We start from the raw sequence: 17,718 nt of genomic DNA, 5'->3' as shown, positions 1-17,718 counted from the left end.
GGACCCGTGTTCCTGCCGTCGGTCGGCAGGCCGGCATCGCGAGATGCTGCGCAGGCTGTCCGGCGGCGAGGAGCGCGATGAGATTGGCAGGGATAGGGGACGGATGCGTGGGTGTCACCCCACGGATTTGCGCGTGACACCGCAACCGCCGCAGGCCACGGCCGTCCCCGCCAATGCAGTATGCCCCATGAGCCACAGGTCGGTCGGTTTTCGCAGGCCGGCGCCGGCAAGACTCCGCTGGCGTGGGATGAGGGTGCTCCTTCCGCCGACACCCGGCTCATGGGCAACGACCACGCGTCGGCAACGCGCATGCCGAGGCACTGCGCACGACGGCAGAGATGCGTCGCTGTCGTCGGCAGCTTCATCCCATGGATGCGCCATTGATCGAGCCTTGTCGAGGAGGTGCTACCCTTCGACGGGGAGCCGTGGAGGACCAACGGAATCCGGCGTAGCACCCGGAGCCCAAGTAGCCTCGCTGCTCGTCGTCTCAGGCTCCTGGCCAGGCGGGATCAGCGGCGCAGCACCATTGGCTGCCGACGAGAGCGACGCACCACGCTCGACCACAGGGGACGCCGCCTCAGCGGGCGCGTCATGGTCAGGCATGAGATACCGGATGCAGCGGGTTACGGCCGCTGCCTCTAGGGTTTCGTGTGTGGCTTCACACCGAGGCCGTAACCGCTCGGGACCAGTCGCCTCCTTGGGGCGTTGTAGCTCAGTGGACAGAGCACCGCATCGCAGTGCGGAGGTCGCAAGTTTGACTCTTGCCAACGCCACAACACGCGTTCACCTCGACCCTCGTCCACTGCAACAACCTGGATCAGGAGGTGCGCCATGCGCGGTTTGGTATTCGTCGGTGTTCTGCTGATCCTCGGCGGGCTGGTGGTGATGGCCCAGCCGGAGATGCCGTCGTGGGATAAGGTCTCCGCCGCGCGCACGCTCATTTCACGGGCCAGCACCAGCCTGCCGTCGATGGCAAGCCAGCCCACCACCGAATGGGTACGGGCCGACGTCGTCACCGTCGAACCACATCCGGATGGGACGACCGTTACGGTCCGGTTCGATCATCCCGACGGCTTTCGCGAGCGGGCAACCGCAGCGCAGGCGCTGGGGGTCAGGGTCGATACCGTAGTGTGCTTCGAGCTGTCGACCGCGACGCGACGCGACGATCCGGCGGTGCGGACGATCGAGCGGCTCGACCCCAACATCCTGCGGTGCGCCCGATGAGCCCACGGAGCGAGCTTAACCAGGCGCACCAGGGGCTCCAACGCCGGAGGCCGCGCCCGAAATGGCGACGGTCTCCAAAGATTGTTGCCGCGCCGATCCATGGGTCGGCACGGACATACAAACATTGGAGGCCGGAGGAAATCGCGTTTCTCATCAGAACGCACGCGACCCTGCCGCTTGAAGCGCAGGCGCGGGTACTGCAGCGCCCACTTCACGGCGTTCGGGAAAAGCGGAAGGAACTGTACGCCAGCGGGCGCATTCGCACAACAGAACGCTTTGAGCTGCCGGACTGGAGTCCGACGGACGACGAGGAGCTCCAACGGCTCGTTCAGAATGGCTTGCCATTGTTCCAGGTCGCCAAGCAATTAAACCGCTCGTATGCAGCGGTGTGCCAGCGGACGGAGCGGTTTGGCGGCGTTCGCGCCATGCGCGGGCAAACGATCCAGGTGCGGTCGCTGCTCGGCGTTGCCCGGCTGTTTGGCGTTCCGGACAAGCTGCCGGATCTGTGGCGGCGGCATGGGTGGCTCACGGCACGACGGAACGACGATGCCAGACGGCCCAAGGCCAAAAAACGCACGTACTTGGTCACTGACGCGGCCATCCAAGAGTTCCTCGCCGTGCACGACGGGTGGGCCACCTGGGAGCCCCGAACGATTCGCGATCCCATCTGGCGCGCCGAGGCCGAAGCGATTCGGGCGCAGGCGACCGGCACCTGGCTAACGTATCCCGAGATTGCGGCCCGCTACGGCGTCGATGCCCGGCGCGTGGCGGTCTGGGCGAAGCGCGGCGAGATTCAGGCGATCAAGATCGGCCGGACGCACTTCGTGTGGAGCGAAACCCTGGCGGACGTTGTGCCGCCCCACGTCCGGTATCATCGACGCGGGCCGCGTCAGGCGGCCCAACCAGCAAATGAGACCGAGGCAGGCGATGACGACATTACCAGAGCGTGATCCACCGATTCCTGACAGTCCCGAGCCGAACCAGCTGCTGCACCCTCCACGGGCGCTGTTTCTTGGTGCCGGTGGTGTCACCTATCCGGACGCGCTGATCTGCTCGGGACATATTCCGAGCGTGCTTGGCGGCCAGCCATGCCCCTACTCGAAGCATGGGCGTATCCCGGCGCCGCAGCCGCTCGATCCGGCCGACCCAACGTACTCGATCGACAAGGGGCAGCCTGGCGATCTGTGTCCGCCGTGCGCCAAGCAGCAGCTGACCAATCTGGGCCACTGGCAGGGGCATGGCGGCCAGACCTTTCCTGATGCATTGCTGGAGCTGCGGCTCTTCAAATGCCGGCAATGGTTCTGGCTCGTCGTGCCGGGCCTCAAGCACGCCACGCCTCACGAGATTGATGAATCGTAGCAGCCACCATCGACAAGGAGGCTTCGTGGAAACACCACCCGTGACGCCAGCTCCAGCAGATGATCTCCAGGCTCAACTGGACGCGGCACATGAACGGATCGCCGAACTCCAATGTGTACTGAGCGCGTGGGCCACGGCCGCCAGTCGCTGGAACGAGCAGCGCGGCAAGATCGCGCGCGATCACCTCCTCCAGCTCCTCGACGAGTCCGTGCTGCGTGATCGCGCGCGAACGGTAGAAAGCATCCTTCGCGATCGCGATCTGGCGCTCGACCAGGCAACGGTTGCCATGGCAAGTCTGGGCCTCGCCGAGCAGCGCCTGGCTGAATGCCAACTCGCCGCCGGCGATCACCTTGATCCCGTCTTACTTGCTGCGCTGCGGGCCGGCCGCATCCTCAAAGAGGCAGCGGATGACGCGGACTGGATACTGGGGAATGTTGGTTGGCGTCCGGGTCGACTCTGGGCGCGGCAACGGCTTCAGGAAGGTCTCCGGGCTGCCGATCACCCCGACGAGTCCATCCTTGAGCAAGGAACCCGGCGCGCGGCCCTGGAAGCGCTGGCTCGCGCTGCACGCAACCTGCGCGCGGCCATCGCCGATCATGATGGTGATTCCGGCATCACCTGGATGTTCGATGGTCATTCCGCGGCGTGTGAGCGGATTGACCTGCTTGACGAGGCGCTTGATGCGCTGGCACAATCCGAGGAGCAACCAGCCGCCCAGCTGCTCGATACAGCGCATGAGCTCGTGCTGCGCCAGATCTGGGCCGCGATCACCGCCGGCGACGTGGAGCGGGCAACCATCGCCCTCACGGCGCTCATTGGCGAGCCGCTTGGGACACGCGTGGTCCGCGAGCTGTGCCACCTGGTGCAGACACACACGACGCAACGAGCTGCACCATGATGACGATGGCCGCACCACCCCTGGACGGCATGGTCAGCAGTGGGCTGCTCTTGCGCGCGGCTGGCTGGGTTCCACCGTCCACACCTCGATCCGCCGCCCAGCACCCAGGGTCCTCCCGCGTACCACGCCAGGCGATCGCCCAGCGCGACACGATCGCCGACGCTGATGAAACGCAGCATGACGTCATCGTGAGCAACCCACCGTTTGGTGGAGCGTGCTATCTGCCGGATGTCCGTCCCGACGTGAAAGCGTGGGGAACGAAAACCGAGATCCTGTGCACGGCGGCGATCTTAAAGCAGGTGCGCCGCGGTGGCCGGATCGCCGTGATTCTCCCCGACGGCATGCTGTTCGGTTCGACCAAGGTGCTGGTGAAACTCCGCAAAACCCTGGTTGAAGACCACGCGCTGCAGACGATTATTTCCCTGCCTAGCGATGTGTTTTACCCCTATGCCGGCGTGCGTACCAGCATCCTGATGGTGCACGCGGAAGGTCGCACCAGGCAGATCCGGTTCTATGCCGGTCCAGCGACGCCGCAGCGCGCGCGACGCGCACGACGATCGCCGGCTCCCGTGACGATCGATCCGGACGCGATGGAGACCTGGGAGACGCCCGTCGACGCGCTTGGTCCAGCCTACGAGCTTGATGCACGTCGCTACCAGCCGCAACGCGCACCTGCGATCCAGTACGACGATCCGCGGGTCATTATTCAGCGGTTATTGGAGAACCAACGCACGATCCTGCAGACGCTCGACGAATTGCAGGTGTTGCTGAATCAAGGTTGTTGACGCTTCCACGTTGACCGGCATCCACCGCGGCAGAATCGTCTATGGTAGTGGATGATCTTGTAATCCCTGTTCAGCGAAAGCATGGGATTATTTGTGTAACCGGGATTAAAAACTGTAATCTCTAGTGATATACGTTATATAGCGGAATGATGATAAGAAATGGAGCCGTGATACAGGTACGGTCAGGACTCGTACAGCTTAACTTCCCATCCAACGACCTGCCGACTCTTTTCCATCGACAATCAATCCCACAATGAAATATGCAAAAAACCCAATCGCCAGTCCAATTGAATACCAACCAAACAGATCTTCGCTCTGGAAGAGGGACACAACAGCCCCACCACCTATCGCCCCAATGACTGTTGCAATATCGGATAGCGCTGTTACACCCTCTTTACGACGCAGTGTTCGGTAGCAGATCCATCCTACGACGAGACCAAAACATCCGGCACCCCATACTGGGACAGACATCCTATAGCTCCTTTCTAGGAAATCGCATTCATATTACTGATGTCGGCGTTAATAAGCGCAAGACTTTGGTCAACGTATATGCGTGTTTAAGTGCTCAAAAGACAAACCGCTGCTATTCAAAATCGTATCTAGCGGTGAATCTTTAGAAATTACAACGCACGCTCGGTCTGACCGTCACGCTTCACAAGCTTTAGACTTGCAGAACAATAGGCTGTGTAGGCGAGGCCAAGGAGATTACCTTTCTCCAGAAAATGAAGACGCATCTGATGTAACGCTTCACCGACCGTTTCCTGGTTCTGAAAATGCTTGAAGAAGGCTTCTCCCGCCTCACTTGCTACGGCTTGATCCACCGTAATTTCTGTCCCGAGAACACCTGCTGCATAGGCTTTGGAAAACGTATCAACAAACGTAAGCAGTGTCTCCGGCGTAATTTCAACCGTGTGACAGCCATTGATAAAGATTAAGGGTGATGTCGCCTTCCAATGGTGTTTCGGCCATTTTGCACGGCGCCATGTAGTGATGTGGCTCGGTTCAATTGGCTCATCCCGTCCTATTTCAAGCAAAGGAATTTGTTGACTGATTCCAGGAACTGATTTTCCTCGACCATGACAGTAAAAGTATATCACCTCGTGTGGGTCCACCAGAGTCTCAGCAAATTTGGCTCGTGAGTCACACGCAATCAATCGGAACTGTAGTTCCTTTAACTTGTTAATATGGTGGTTTGTTAGCGTGTTATCCAGGGCAAGGCTAAGACCCATGACCATATCCGGTGGCTGATTGGTGATCGAAATCTCAAGAGGGAGATCCCAGCCCCGTGGCATCGAGGGAAGCTGTTCGATACTATGCTTGAAGCCCCAGAAGCCAAAAGGACAGAGGAAGTTCACTGGCTCGTGTTCACTCTCGAAAGGACAACGCCGAAGGGACGTATCGCGAAGCAGACTCTTAGCACTATCCCACTCCTGGAGAAGCGGACAGAGTTCGTAGTCCTCATCTGGGGCAAGTGGAATGTCGTACAATAATGCCCAAGGAAAGACAAATCTGCTGCCGACGACACGGGCAACCTGGATCATGGATGGCTCTAGAAGTGTCTCCCACCAATCTTCCTCGCCCTCTAATAAGAGTAACCACAGTGTCTGCCCGTGTTGTGCTAGCTTCGCAAGATCGGCAACAAAATCTTTCTTGTTTTTAGAATTATTTCTGGGATGGTAAAGATTTTCCCGTTGCTTCTTGCTGCCCAGATGTCCACCAATGACCGTGAAATGCACCTGCCGGAGAGCCTCTCTCGCAAGCTGGACCGTATCGCCCATTTGCCCTTCCGTCAAATTGAAAGCAAGGTCAGATTCTGGGCCGTTGATCATAATCTTATGTGTTCCATCGGCATTGTGATTCGTCAAAATATTGACGGTGCGGGGTGGCAAATAACTTATATCGCCTAATGTAGCCGTCAGTGTATAGTCGATCCAAGCACCGTAACCATTCCCCTCGCGTTCGACCTCAGTAATTTCGGCAGTTAGTAGCTGTGATTGGAGAAGATTTTTCTGATAGTAGAGCGAGATTCGTAAGCGGGCAGTACCACTATTCTGTGGTGAGCGTAATGGAATGAAGAGGCATGAACTGCGAGTATCTATGGTGCATATGTGGTCGCTTCCGGGCGGGCACGCGCATACCCAACTTGGTCCAATCTTGGGGAGGAAAAGATGATGGCGACGGATAGGAATCGTAAAGTCATCACTCACGACAATGGCTTCCAGCCAATGCCCATGCGTGGTTTCCGGGAGACGCTCGCTAGGAAAGGGCTTCTCAGGAGCATTTTGAACGACGCTCTTGGGCGACAAGCGGCCAATGTCAATCCTCAGCTCATAGTCTTTTTTTGCTCCTAAACTGGTTTTTGCATCTACAACAGTGTGATCTCCATAGCTCGTTAAGCAGGTATTGATAAATCGTACGAAAGGTTCGTCAGGCAGTTCTTTTTGCGAGTCTGTCTGTCCGGTAAAGGGATCGGTGGAGTTCGGACTGACAAGCGATTCGGGGGCGGCATCGCTCGAAATGTCAGGCGGTACGCGGATAGTGGCCTGCGAACGGTTCAGCCGTGGGGGCACCGCCCTCCGTGGTGGGGACAACTCGCTCCGTGACGGGTCCCACCGTGGGGGCAACGCCCTCCGTGACCGGTCACGGAGGGCGTTGCTTATCAGCCCAAAGACGATCACAAGTAAGGCAGGGAGGGCGTATTTCGACCACGGACCAAGCCAGTCTTGGAGTTGATTGGCAACTATATTGCCGAGCAGCGCCTGCACTGCAATGAGCACGCTGAGGAGGACGAGGACGCTAATGCTAAGAAATGATCGCTTCATTGGGTAGCCCCTGCCGTCATCCTGCGATGAAAAGACTGCATCCGGACACCTTTCAACGATACTGGCGAAGGGGATCATTGCGTAACCATGATTTTGCCAGCATACCATGTCCCTGTCAATGCAACGTTGGGGCGTCCCAGTCTGGGAACACGGCTACGGCTATACTGTAGCATGGATGAATTCATCAGTTGCTGATTCAACGACCATCGCCCCGGCAATAACTGAGATTACGAGTTGGTCACGCGATCGACGAATCTCATCCACCGCGACCTAAAGTGCTGGATCAGCTTCATGGAGTAGCGTGCGTTCCTCCGATCACTTCCTCAACGATGCCGAGAACGTCCACCGTTGACCATTCCCCCAAGAACGCCCATCTGCCCGTGGGTGCATCACCGCGTGGGTCCACCGCCGACGCAGGGAACAGCAAAAAACCCGTGTCAAGTCAAAACGTTTTGGTGTATTGACAACTGTAATCTATTATGATATAATTATAGCAAGGAAAGAACGGACCCGCGCACGCGACCCATTCGCCATCGTTCAAGGAGCGCAGAGATGCTGGTTGGATATTTTGGGGGGATGGCCCACACCGGAGCGACCTACGAGATCGTCGTTGAGGACCGAGGCGGGACATTCGTGGTCAACGCCTACACCCAGGGCAGTATCGCCCAGGGAACGCTCTACACGGGTTCCAGCCGCGAGGACGCTTTCAAGGCGCTGCTCAAGCAGGCCGATAAGAAGCGCAAGGGCAGCCCGCGCTCGTATGTGACCATGCTGGCGGGGACGATCAGCGCCTACGGCGCGGCGGCCTGGAGCAAGAGCCTGGATGCGAACGGCGATCTGCCGCTGCACGATCAGCTCTGGCAGGTCGGTCGCCCGCTCACACTCCTGCCGTCGGCACGTCGTCAGTATGCCGCCCAGGGGACGAACACGACTCCGGCAACACCCGCGCCCGCTCAGCCAGCACCCGCTCCGGCACCCCAGGCCGCACCGACCGCCCAGGCCACAGCGCACCCCAGCCCGCCGGAACACCCCGCTGCGCCTGTTTCGGCGGCACCCGCTCCGGCACCAGTTGCTGCACCCGCCACGCCGTATCCGGTCGCGGTGATGCTCTGCGAACCAGCGAAGGAATTGGCGATCGCCGACGACGTGGCCCGCATCCGAGCGATGGCGGAACCGTTCCTGAGCAACCCGACCTGGATTGCGACCCGCAAAATGGAAGGTCGGCGCGCGCAGATTCATGTGCTGACCGGGGGCGAGGTGGTGATGACCAATCGCAGCGGCGGCGGCGTTCCGTGTCCGGCGCATATCGAGGCGCTTGCGACGAAGCTGCCTGCCGGAACATCGATCGACGGCGAACTGGTTGGCCTGACCAATGACGGGCAGGAAGCCCTCTACGTCGGCATGGACGCGACACGGCAGTGTTTTGTCGCCTTCGACCTGCTGGCCTGTCCGGCGATGACCAGCAAGCTCGCAACGCGCCAGGATGTGCGCCTGACGCTGCTGAAAGCCGTCATCGGCACGCTGGGCGAGCAAGATGTCATCCTGCTTGTCGAAAGCGCCGCCGACGAGGCGGGCAAGCGGGCGATGTTTGATCGCGGTATGGCTGCGGGGTGGGAAGGGATCGTGTTCCGCGACGCGACCGCGACCTACCAGGATGCCCGCACCCGGGCCTGGACCAAGGTGAAATTCGGGTTCAATACGATCGATGCCGTCGTCATGGGCATTCAGCCAGGGAAGGGCCGCCACACGGGCCGCGTCGGCGCGATCGTCTGTGGCTTGTATGAGGACGACGGCACGCTGGTCGCGATCGGCGAAGTCGGCACCGGGATGACCGACGCGCAGCGCGACGACCTGCAGCGCCGCTGGGATGCAGGCGAGCGCGACATCGTGGTGACGGTGCGCACCGAGCGGATGACGATGAACCGGCAGCTCAATCGTCCGGTCCTGATCGACATTCGCCCCGCGGGCGACAAGCTGCCGACGGACTGCCGCTTCTCGACCGAGGTGCGGCAGGTGGCCCCCACCCCGCAGGCGGGTATGTCCAATCTGATGTGCCAGGTCTGCGGCACGTCTGCCGCGGCGCTGCCGGATGCCCAGCAGGATGGGCAGGATGAGCTGGCAGCGCTCCGCGAACACGCCATCGCCGAGCATGGCTTCACTGCTGCGGATCTTGATCAGAGCGAGGCCCGCGAGTCGGCGAGCGACGAGCCGGGGATCACGATTCTGACCTGGACGTTGCCGGATACCACGATCTGGCTGACCGGCGAGCAGCGGCTGGCGGCCTAAGCCGGAATCTGCGGGCGGGCCTCGGGTCCGCCCGCAGGAGTGAGGAGCGCACTGGCAGCGCGTCCGCTTCAACCGCCGCAGGTTCCAGGTTCGTATGCTGGCGCACGGCCAACCATCGACAGGAGTTTCCGCATGCCGTTTCCGCTGACCACTGAGCAACTACGGGGCTATGCCGACGCCTATACGCGCAAGGCACACTCCTGCACCAGGCCATACACGGCCATGGCGGAGCGACACCACGTCACCGAACACGACCGGGATCTGGAAGCGTCCTATCGCTCGCTTGCCGATCGGATCACGGCGGTAGCCACGCAGGTTGAGGCGGGGATCACCCCACAGATTGGCGTGCTGGTCCTGAACGAAACCGTTGCGCTGTTCGGTGAGTATGTGATCGATACCATCAAGCTGCGGCGGGATGCACAGCGGATTCCCAACTATGCCGGTCATCAGGCGTGCCTCATGGCCAGCGGAATCAGTTCGTGCATCCAGGATGCTGCCAGCACGCCCGCCAGGGAGCGCGATCTCTGGATCAGGATTCGGAGCTGCCTCACCGTGCTTTCCAAGGTCGGCTACGCGCTGCCCGCCCATGTGCTGGCGCCAACGCCACGCGCGCAGCTCCTCGCTGCGCTCCGCACGTTGAAGCACCAGCATGGCTACCTGTGCCACACCCACCTGGACGCTGATGATGCCGCCAGGTGGCAGACTCTGCGCGATCAGGGGCGCTACCTGGTTGTCGCGCCCGGCGACATGGCCGCCTTCGATGGCTGTGAGCGGCAGGTGAAACCCATGCGACTCTGCTGGGCTGGAGATGCAGCGCTAATCTGCTCTGTTCTCACCGATGCCGGTCTTCAGGTCCAGAACGTCCCGACCTCGCCGGATCAACCGATTGTCCTGGTGCCGGTCAATACCGCACCGATCATCTGAGGCCCCTATGACTGCACCAGTCCATCCACAATCCTGGCTGCTGATCTGTCTCTGCTGCGGCCGTTCCGCAGACGAATTACACCTGGACCGATATGGTTCCCTGGTGGGAATCCAGAATCACGCGATTCAGGATCATGGCTTCACCCACGAGGAGTTTGCGCAGCAAACCCGCTTGGACGTGGCGGGCCTGCCGGTCGGCGCGGGCTATGTGTGGCAGCGGGCCAACGGGACGGCCTGGCTGCTGGCGATTGCGGCCGATCAAGGCATCCCGCCGGAAACGATCGCGGAGGTCCGCGGGCGGTATCGCCACGGTCCCCGCTCGACGTCCGGCACGCAGATCGTCGAGCTTGGAGTCGCTCGCGAGCTGGCCGATGGCAGCCGGTTGTGGGCGATCGAGTCGGTCGCCATGCCCGCCGACACACCAGACGACGCCATCGCGGCAGCCGCCGTCGCGCGCTACTGGATGACCCACGCGCCGCACGATTCCCCCGCTACGACGATCCGGCATGTCTGGTTCCACCGCGTCGCGGATCGTGACGCCAGCGCGAGCGAACCAGGGCAGCCGTTCGCTCCGGCGCGCCTCGATCCGGCGCTGCTCGGACCAACGGTGTGGGCAAGCTGCCACACGGACGATTGGATAATCGACCTCGGCTGCGAAACCGGCGATCGCTTCGACGCCACGCCGTTTTTTGCGTCGGCGACCGACGAGGAGCTGCGCAAGCTGATCGCGATCGACTTTGGCGGCGATCTGGCGGCGGACCGGGTTGCCGAACGCGCCGAGACCTATGACTCGCGGGTGCGGGCCATGTTCGCGTATATCCAGCTGCGACGCGGTATGGGTTTTGAGTGCTATGTCGACGCGGTGCAGGCCAGGGCCTGGCTGCAATGCCATCGACCGCACGTGCTGATCGAGCCTGAGGAGCAGGACACGTCAGCGTGACGGATTGCGGACCGGTCCGCACGTCGATCGCACCGGCAACGGCTTCCCGATGTGTTCGTTCCAGGCATTCGTTGCGGAGGTACAGCAGTGACGCACCTCATTACCAAACCCGATCTTTCGACATTCGACGGATTGCAACGCGCGCTGGCGCATGTTGCTCAGGCGTCATCGGCGAACGACGGCGGCTGGTTGGCCGATGCCAGCGTGGCCGACGGCATCCTGACGGTGTGTCTCAAGCGGACCGACGATGCGTTTAATGTCCGCGTCTTCGCCGGCGCGGATAGCCCCGACAGCTATGCGTTGTTGCAGGAAGCGACCGAGGGCTATCCCTGGGGGCCGCACACGCCGCTCGATGCCGCGCTGTTCGAGATCTTCGAGGCGGTGCTGGAAGATGAGAGTCCGACCGCCATTGCCGAGTACGTTGGGCCGTTCCTGACGTCTGCTCGGGGCTTGGCCCGAGACGCTCGCGACGGTGTCGTTGTCGCCGTCATGCAGGAAACCCGGCAGGTGGTGATTGGGGCCTGGCATGGCGACACCGAGCTGGTCGAGCATCTGCGCCTCTCATTGGCCGATCTCCTCCGGCTCGGGGGCTTTACGCTGGACGACTACCGGGCTGCGCTGGAAGAACCGACCCAGTGATCACGCCACCTCCCCCGACATTCGTTGCTGAAGAAGGAATTACCCATGTCCCAGCCTACGTCCCAACGATTGCTCCTGATCGCCTGCTCGAAATCGAAGCGGACTGATCCTGGCCTGCTGCCAGCTCGCGAGCGCTACACGGGTGGGGCCTATCACACGCTGAACAAGGCCGAACGGGAGGGCGTCACGCTGCCGCAGGTGCTGATCCTGAGCGCCGAATTCGGGTTCCTCCGGCCAACCGATCCGATTCCCGCCTACGACCGTACAATGACGGCCCAGCAGGTTCTGGAACTCGAACCGGTGCTGCGCGCGCAATGGGCGCACATCGTGGTTCCGCTGCTTCCAGGCGTCACGTCCACGCTCGTCGTCATGGGATACACCTACCGATCCGCCCTCATCCGGGCGGATGCGCTCCTGGATCTGCCCGGCCTCGTCATCGCCCTGGGTGGGCTCGGCAGGCAGCGCCAGCAGTTGAAAGACTGGCTGCGCGCGACGCCTGGTGGCTGACCCTGGACACCAACCAGCGCCCGTGGTTCCCACGCGTCACCCCTCGCCCCACCAGCGGTCCCCGCGCACGCCGATCACCGACCGAAGACCCGCACGCAACCAGCGGGATCGTTGCTGGGTCGATGCGTCCACCGCCGGGCTGTGGGTGATTTCTGCGCCTGCTGCTGTTCGCCACCGTCGACGGACCACCGAGCCGTCGATTGGTGGGGCTGCTGGTGTCCGGCTCCGTCGCGCCCCACCGGCGGGTGGGTGCCCGCTCCGGCTCCGGACCGGGGACGGTGGCGAACACCACCGTCCCCAGGCGTGCGAGCTACCGCGCGCCGGTCCACAGCGCGGCGTGCCAGTAACCCGCCTCGGTGAGGAGATACCCAACCACCTGTCCGCGGTCATTCACACTCCTGGCGCTGACCAGCGAACCGATCAGCTCAAAACCGCGTTTCTCGCTCCACACGTAGCCCTGCACGAAGCCCTGGTGGGACGTCCAGCCGACGACCTGCCCATGTTTGTTGATGCTGTTGGCACCACTGCCTGCTCTGCCAAAGGTGCCCAGATCCTGCATGCCGTCCTGCGCCGTCCAGCGGAAGCTGTGGGACTCACCATCGATGTCGTGGCCGACCACCTCCCCGTGCTGGTTGATGCTGTATGCTGCGGACCACGTGCCGCCGAACGTGTCCAGATCGACCATGCCGGTCTCGGCGCTCCACACAAAGGCACGTCCCTCACCGGAGGGGGTGGCGCTGGTGCCAACGACCTGGCCCCGATCGTTGATCCCATACGCTTCGCTCACGGAACCCCCTAAGCTGCCCAGATCGACCATGCCGGTCTCGGCGCTCCACACAAAGGCATGCTCCCCGCCATTGGCGCTGGTCGCAGCGCCCACCACCTGCCCCTGGTCATTGAGGTCAGCGGCATAGCTGAACACCGTGTCCGGATGGTCGATGGTGACCATGCCGGTCTCGGCGCTCCAGAGGAAGGCGTGCCCTATGCCATCGGCGCTGGTCGCCCAGCCCACCACCTGCCCCCGGTCATTGATCGCGGTGGCGTAGGAGGATGGCCCCCCCAGCGTGCCGAGATCAACCATGCCGGTCTCGGCGCTCCAGAGGAAGGCGCTCACCCTGCCATCACCCGGATACCTGCTGCCCACCACCTGGCCCCGGTTATTGATGTCCTGCGCAGTACTATTGACGTCCCCCAAGGGACCGAGATCCAGCGTGGTCCCGGATCGCGGTTCCGCGCGCGCCTGGGTTGGCGCGATGAATCCCAAACTGGCGAGCATCCATGCGGCGGCACCGAGCAGGGTCAGGATCGTTCGGATCGTCCGTGCGTTGTTCATGATCGCCTCCTTCTTCGTACCTTCAGGCTAGCACGGCCCGCCGCCGGTTTCCCGTCACATTTGACACCAGAATCGGTCAGATCGGACCCGTTGCGTGCAGGACCCGCGATCGCAGCCACGCCAGCAGGGACGGACACCGGCGTGGCAGCACGCGGGTCCCGGAGATCGCTGGTCGCAATACCGCCGAGCACGGCGATGGGCAGCACGTTCACGCACGGTTCCCACCCACGTATAACAGTATGGTATATTGACAATTGTAATCTATTATGATACAATACAGATAACAGACCCATGCTATCGAAGCACAACCCAACAGCTCGACACGACCCGAATCGTACCCTGCTGCCGTCGCCACGCGCAGCGCCGACACCGAACGAGGCCACTCGCCATGCTGGGACCAACCGCTCAACCCATCACCACGATCGATCTTCCCGTCGCCGAGGCCGTTGTCCGCGGCTTAAAGGCCCAGAGTCCCACCCCCTCTTTCCATAATGCCTTGGACAAGGCCGTGCGCCAGCTGCGCCGCGGCATCGTGTTTGAGCTGACGGGGAACCATCTCCGGGTGCAGTCGAGTCGCAATCCGGACGTCCTGTACGACACCGATCTCGACCTGTGCGATTGCGAAGCCTGCCTGCTCTACCACACCTTCTGCTGGCACCGGGGCCTGCTGATGGTGCTGCTGGCGATTCAACTCATGGGCGCGAGCGTGCGGGCGGTCCTCGCCAGTCCCTGCCCGCCCTCACCGTTCGCGCGCCGGGCACCGCGGCGGGGTGCCGTCCAGCACGACCGGCGTGCTCAGCCAGTCCGCGCGCGTGGCGGGGCAGCCTACCTGAATCCACCTGCCGCCTAACTGATGGACCAGAGAAGGACGCACAGCATGCAGCATTCCACAGCGATCCTGAGTACCGCGCAGCAGACGCAGCTCCGCCAGCTGGTCGCGGCGAACCAGGCTGGGGTTGCCCTGGTGGCCTTCGGGCAGCCGCTCACCATCCCGTTCAGCGGCCCGCTGCTGGTGTCGATCGGCGAGCAGAGCACCCTGAGCCACTGGGGGGTCGTCGGCCTCCAAAGCGGCGTCCTGGCCGACCGCACCACCTGGCAGCACCCGCTCCCGCTCTGGACCGCCCGCATTCCCCGCGATCCGGATGCGATTCCCGCGGCTCGCGAGCGCTTTGTCACGCAGGTGCTCGAAGCGCAGCACCTGGTCGTGCAGCTGCAGACGGACGCGCCTGCGGTCGCCGACGCGCGCACCCTGGCGCTCGCCGAGGTCCTTGCGGCTGGGCGAGCCGTGATCAGCGCCGGATTCTATCCCGACTGTGCCGACGCGGAAGCCATCGCCGTGCCGGCGGTCGATCTCCGCGCCTTGGAAACGGCCCTCGTACTCTTCGAGGCGCTGCCCGCCGCCGATGCGCAGCTGCCCGACGTCGTCGATGTTCCGATCCGGCTCTGGGACAGTGGCGACGCGGATGCCCAGCCGGTCGTCGCGCGGCTGCGGGTCCACCGATAGACCGGCATCTGGCTCATGTTCGAGACGCCAGACGATCGGGAACACGCGGCGGTCCTGATCGCGCGGCATCAGGGTCGGATTGAGCTGAAGGCATGGCCTCAGGGCGCGGTCCAGGAGGACGATGCGCCGATCGATGCGGTCGTGATCGCCGACCTCTCGCCACTGTTCGTACCAGGAGTCACCGATGACCAGTAAGCGTGCCGCTTCCACGCGTCCAGCGCGTCCTGCAAAACAGCGGAAGCCGACCACGTCCTCAGGTGCAGAATCGGCAAGCACCCGGCCAGCAGCGAAACCGGAACCGGGCATCTCGCCAGCCCGATCCGCCGCTCCTGAGGACACCCAGGGCTTTGAAGCCAGGACGGTCAAAACCATCATCCGGCTGCTTGAACGCTGCACCGTCGTTGGCCGGCGACCAGCCGAGGTGTTTACCGATTGGATTGAACTGGTGCATGCCCTGCTGGACATGGAGCCGAAACACGAGCAGGCGCTCGCCGAGACCGGAACCTTTGCGCCAGATCCGCCGGAGGTCGTCGCATTACTCGTCCGACTGCGGCAGACCTATCCCTACCGTGAGGGGGCGAAGGAGCACTATCTCGATTATTTCCTCCAAGCATTTGCCGAGCTGCGGATGAGCACGACCGTCGGCTTTGTCGATATTGTTGGCACCATCTACATGCAATGGGGCTGGCCGAACGCGACCCTTGGTCAATTTTTTACACCGACGTCACTCACCTCGCTGATCACGAGACTGACGATCGGTGATGGGCGGAGCCAGGTGCATGCGCAGCTCCAAGCCGCGATTGCACAGTCTCCAGCCGCCCAGGCAGCGCTGCTGGCAGGCAGCACGCTGGAAGGCGAGGTGGCGCTGGCCTGGTTGATCGCGCGCGTCATTCCGCACGCCATCGAGCACTATGAACCCGTGACGGTGTACGACCCATGTGTCGGGAGCGCGGCCTTCCTGGTTTCCGCCTCAGAACAGTTCGATCCATGGATGAATCAGCTCCTGCACCAGCCGAATCGAGTCTGATCTTCATGCAATCCCACATTATGGCGCATCCCAATCCCCAAAATCGAAGAGTGCTTGCCTAAAATCCTCATACCTTGCAGGGTGCAAATCTGAATCATGATCGATTCGGCTGGTGGCGCGTTGCTCGCGCCGTGGAGCCGCAGCTCCTTCGCGGTTCGTCGAAGGCTGTTCGCTGGTCTCGCCAGCAGCCTCCTCCCCGCGCACACCGGACCTGCATGGCCCTGAATCGCTCTTAAAACGTTGCTTGACATTCTTCGCCGCATTCACGTCTCTGTCGTGTTCGGTGCGACAGACCTGGCAGACCCAGCGGCGCACCTTCAGCGGTTTGTGTGTCTTGTCATCTCCACAGACGCTGCACTGTTGTGACGTGCCGCGTGCAGGCACCTTTTGTATCGAACGATTGGCTGCATCTGCCTTCTCCTGGGTCAATGCAACTAGACGCCCAGGGCTGGCGGTGCTCATCGCCCGGTTCAATCCCCGCTTCCGCCGCCCCTTGCCGCGCCGTCGGAGTGGTTTCCACGAAATATCCTCAAAGACCGTTACGTCTGCCGTATCGACGAGTCGCCGCGCCGTGTATTGCAACGTATGCTCGCGCTGGCGCGCAATCCGCTGGTGCAGTCGGGCGATTTTCTGCCGCCGTCTGGTGGTCCGTTTGCTGTTGGGATCAGCATGTTTCGCTGTACCTCGGACGCGGCGCTTGCTGACCAGCTTTTGCAGGGTGGCTAACCGTTTGGCATTGCGCTTGAGGCCACTCGTGCTACGGTAGATCCGCCCATCATCGACGACGGCGATCCGCTGCCGATCGCCCTCGTGGATGCAGCCGAGGTCCACACCATTCACGTCTTTGTGTGCTGCTGGGAGCGGTGCAGGCGCAGGAATGAGACACGAGAACGAGATATACCACCCATCGGCGGCACGGGTGATGTGGGCCTGCTTGATCTCCGCGCCTTCAGGAATCGGGCGGTGATAGCGGATACGGAGCGTTCCCAGTTTGCCTGCCTTTGCCAGCCGGACAAAGGCATGGCGTCCACCTGTGGGCGTGATGCCCGTGCCCCGGTCCTGCCCGCGAAAATGCAAGCCGATGTGTTCTGGTTTGTCGGCCCACCGGACGGTTGCCCGCCGTCCTGCCTTGCGCTCCTTGAACATGCGCTGATAGGCAGTATCGACCCGTGCGACCATCGCATTCATGGTGTCGGCAGGCACATCGGCGAGATCGGGATAGACTTGGCGAAGCTGCGTGACCTCCGGGCCTTGACTGTAATAGGATGGCTGCGGTTTCATCGGCTTCTGCCCGCTGTAGAGCGTCGTGCGTTTCTTCCAGGCGATCCGGCGCTGGAGAATACAGAGGCGCTGGACCTCATGGCAGGCCCGCTGCCACGCCGAGAGGCGTTCCGCCTGGGTCTGTGTTGGATAGTAGCGATATTTAAAGGACCGCCGGATCATGCGCTGTTCCTATGAAATGGGCGAGGT

18 protein-coding genes and 1 tRNA gene are annotated in these 17,718 nt (G+C 62.2%); 15 read left to right on the top strand and 4 right to left on the bottom strand.

What is annotated here, in order from left to right; genetic code table 11:
* The first annotated feature begins 701 nt into the window (after window positions 1-701).
* The 6 genes from VFZ66_27545 (at window position 702) to VFZ66_27520 (ending at window position 4,266) form a co-directional block, all read left to right on the top strand.
* A tRNA-OTHER gene (locus tag VFZ66_27545) sits at window positions 702-773 on the top strand.
* Window positions 774-831: 58 nt separating this feature from the next.
* The gene (locus tag VFZ66_27540) at window positions 832-1,224 is read left to right on the top strand and encodes a hypothetical protein (GenBank protein ID HEX6292968.1); all 393 of its coding nucleotides are present in this window, start codon (window positions 832-834) and stop codon (window positions 1,222-1,224) included.
* On the top strand, window positions 1,221-2,174 hold the full coding sequence (locus VFZ66_27535; protein ID HEX6292967.1) for a hypothetical protein: 954 nt from the start codon (window positions 1,221-1,223) through the stop codon (window positions 2,172-2,174). The genes VFZ66_27540 and VFZ66_27535 overlap by 4 nt, the downstream gene beginning before the upstream one ends.
* Entirely contained in the window at window positions 2,152-2,583 is a 432-nt protein-coding gene (locus VFZ66_27530; protein ID HEX6292966.1) for a hypothetical protein, read from the top strand. The genes VFZ66_27535 and VFZ66_27530 overlap by 23 nt, the downstream gene beginning before the upstream one ends.
* A 25-nt stretch (window positions 2,584-2,608) precedes the next feature.
* The gene (locus VFZ66_27525; GenBank protein HEX6292965.1) at window positions 2,609-3,481 is read left to right on the top strand and encodes a hypothetical protein; all 873 of its coding nucleotides are present in this window, start codon (window positions 2,609-2,611) and stop codon (window positions 3,479-3,481) included.
* A complete protein-coding gene (locus VFZ66_27520) occupies window positions 3,478-4,266 on the top strand; it encodes an N-6 DNA methylase (GenBank protein ID HEX6292964.1) in 789 nt (262 codons plus the stop codon). Before VFZ66_27525 ends, VFZ66_27520 begins: the two co-directional genes overlap by 4 nt.
* Before the next feature lie 198 nt (window positions 4,267-4,464).
* Here VFZ66_27520 and VFZ66_27515 read toward each other — a convergent pair whose 3' ends face one another.
* Window positions 4,465-4,737 (bottom strand): hypothetical protein, encoded by a 273-nt coding sequence (locus tag VFZ66_27515; GenBank protein ID HEX6292963.1) that lies wholly within the window; start codon window positions 4,735-4,737, stop codon window positions 4,465-4,467.
* 149 nt (window positions 4,738-4,886) lie between these two features.
* Entirely contained in the window at window positions 4,887-6,836 is a 1,950-nt protein-coding gene (locus tag VFZ66_27510) for a hypothetical protein (GenBank protein HEX6292962.1), read from the bottom strand.
* 804 nt (window positions 6,837-7,640) lie between these two features.
* Between VFZ66_27510 and VFZ66_27505 the strand changes: the two genes are divergently transcribed.
* From VFZ66_27505 to VFZ66_27485, 5 genes are all read left to right on the top strand, one after another.
* A complete protein-coding gene (locus tag VFZ66_27505; GenBank protein HEX6292961.1) occupies window positions 7,641-9,374 on the top strand; it encodes an RNA ligase family protein in 1,734 nt (577 codons plus the stop codon).
* Window positions 9,375-9,506: 132 nt separating this feature from the next.
* A complete protein-coding gene (locus tag VFZ66_27500) occupies window positions 9,507-10,298 on the top strand; it encodes a hypothetical protein (GenBank protein HEX6292960.1) in 792 nt (263 codons plus the stop codon).
* Between the two features lie 103 nt (window positions 10,299-10,401).
* A complete protein-coding gene (locus VFZ66_27495) occupies window positions 10,402-11,238 on the top strand; it encodes a hypothetical protein (protein HEX6292959.1) in 837 nt (278 codons plus the stop codon).
* 87 nt (window positions 11,239-11,325) lie between these two features.
* Window positions 11,326-11,877 (top strand): hypothetical protein, encoded by a 552-nt coding sequence (locus VFZ66_27490; GenBank protein HEX6292958.1) that lies wholly within the window; start codon window positions 11,326-11,328, stop codon window positions 11,875-11,877.
* Window positions 11,878-11,922: 45 nt separating this feature from the next.
* Window positions 11,923-12,384, top strand: coding sequence for a hypothetical protein (locus tag VFZ66_27485; protein HEX6292957.1), 462 nt, complete (start codon window positions 11,923-11,925; stop codon window positions 12,382-12,384).
* 310 nt (window positions 12,385-12,694) lie between these two features.
* Here the strand turns inward: VFZ66_27485 and VFZ66_27480 are convergent, their stop codons facing one another.
* On the bottom strand, window positions 12,695-13,717 hold the full coding sequence (locus VFZ66_27480; protein HEX6292956.1) for a hypothetical protein: 1,023 nt from the start codon (window positions 13,715-13,717) through the stop codon (window positions 12,695-12,697).
* 388 nt (window positions 13,718-14,105) lie between these two features.
* Between VFZ66_27480 and VFZ66_27475 the strand changes: the two genes are divergently transcribed.
* Genes VFZ66_27475 through VFZ66_27460 form a run of 4 tightly spaced genes read left to right on the top strand, consistent with a single transcriptional unit; the run spans window position 14,106 to window position 16,248 of the window.
* Window positions 14,106-14,567: a hypothetical protein gene (locus VFZ66_27475; protein ID HEX6292955.1), complete on the top strand. Its 462-nt coding sequence runs from the start codon at window positions 14,106-14,108 to the stop codon at window positions 14,565-14,567.
* 27 nt (window positions 14,568-14,594) lie between these two features.
* Window positions 14,595-15,221, top strand: a complete 627-nt coding sequence (locus VFZ66_27470) for a hypothetical protein (protein HEX6292954.1) — start codon at window positions 14,595-14,597, stop codon at window positions 15,219-15,221.
* Between the two features lie 15 nt (window positions 15,222-15,236).
* Window positions 15,237-15,416, top strand: coding sequence for a hypothetical protein (locus VFZ66_27465; GenBank protein ID HEX6292953.1), 180 nt, complete (start codon window positions 15,237-15,239; stop codon window positions 15,414-15,416).
* Window positions 15,406-16,248 (top strand): hypothetical protein, encoded by an 843-nt coding sequence (locus tag VFZ66_27460; GenBank protein ID HEX6292952.1) that lies wholly within the window; start codon window positions 15,406-15,408, stop codon window positions 16,246-16,248. The genes VFZ66_27465 and VFZ66_27460 overlap by 11 nt, the downstream gene beginning before the upstream one ends.
* Window positions 16,249-16,266: 18 nt before the next feature.
* Here the strand turns inward: VFZ66_27460 and VFZ66_27455 are convergent, their stop codons facing one another.
* On the bottom strand, window positions 16,267-17,691 hold the full coding sequence (locus VFZ66_27455) for a transposase (GenBank protein HEX6292951.1): 1,425 nt from the start codon (window positions 17,689-17,691) through the stop codon (window positions 16,267-16,269).
* Window positions 17,692-17,718: the final 27 nt, after the last annotated feature.

The sequence above is a fragment of the Herpetosiphonaceae bacterium genome (genome assembly GCA_036374795.1).
Taxonomy (GTDB): Bacteria; Chloroflexota; Chloroflexia; order Chloroflexales; family Kallotenuaceae; genus LB3-1.
Note: the sequence above shows the minus strand (reverse complement) of the source record. Positions and strands in the feature narration are given on the sequence as shown.

Bases quoted from the DNA above. Each gene is read 5' to 3' on its own strand.
- VFZ66_27540 (HEX6292968.1), top strand. From the start codon at position 832: ATGCGCGGTTTGGTATTCGTCGGTGTTCTGCTGATCCTCGGCGGGCTG.
- VFZ66_27535 (HEX6292967.1), top strand. From the start codon at position 1,221: ATGAGCCCACGGAGCGAGCTTAACCAGGCGCACCAGGGGCTCCAACGC.
- VFZ66_27530 (HEX6292966.1), top strand. From the start codon at position 2,152: ATGACGACATTACCAGAGCGTGATCCACCGATTCCTGACAGTCCCGAG.
- VFZ66_27520 (HEX6292964.1), top strand. From the start codon at position 3,478: ATGATGACGATGGCCGCACCACCCCTGGACGGCATGGTCAGCAGTGGG.
- VFZ66_27515 (HEX6292963.1), bottom strand. From the start codon at position 4,737: ATGTCTGTCCCAGTATGGGGTGCCGGATGTTTTGGTCTCGTCGTAGGA.
- VFZ66_27505 (HEX6292961.1), top strand. From the start codon at position 7,641: ATGCTGGTTGGATATTTTGGGGGGATGGCCCACACCGGAGCGACCTAC.
- VFZ66_27500 (HEX6292960.1), top strand. From the start codon at position 9,507: ATGCCGTTTCCGCTGACCACTGAGCAACTACGGGGCTATGCCGACGCC.
- VFZ66_27485 (HEX6292957.1), top strand. From the start codon at position 11,923: ATGTCCCAGCCTACGTCCCAACGATTGCTCCTGATCGCCTGCTCGAAA.
- VFZ66_27480 (HEX6292956.1), bottom strand. From the start codon at position 13,717: ATGAACAACGCACGGACGATCCGAACGATCCTGACCCTGCTCGGTGCC.
- VFZ66_27475 (HEX6292955.1), top strand. From the start codon at position 14,106: ATGCTGGGACCAACCGCTCAACCCATCACCACGATCGATCTTCCCGTC.
- VFZ66_27470 (HEX6292954.1), top strand. From the start codon at position 14,595: ATGCAGCATTCCACAGCGATCCTGAGTACCGCGCAGCAGACGCAGCTC.
- VFZ66_27465 (HEX6292953.1), top strand. From the start codon at position 15,237: ATGTTCGAGACGCCAGACGATCGGGAACACGCGGCGGTCCTGATCGCG.
- VFZ66_27460 (HEX6292952.1), top strand. From the start codon at position 15,406: ATGACCAGTAAGCGTGCCGCTTCCACGCGTCCAGCGCGTCCTGCAAAA.
- VFZ66_27455 (HEX6292951.1), bottom strand. From the start codon at position 17,691: ATGATCCGGCGGTCCTTTAAATATCGCTACTATCCAACACAGACCCAG.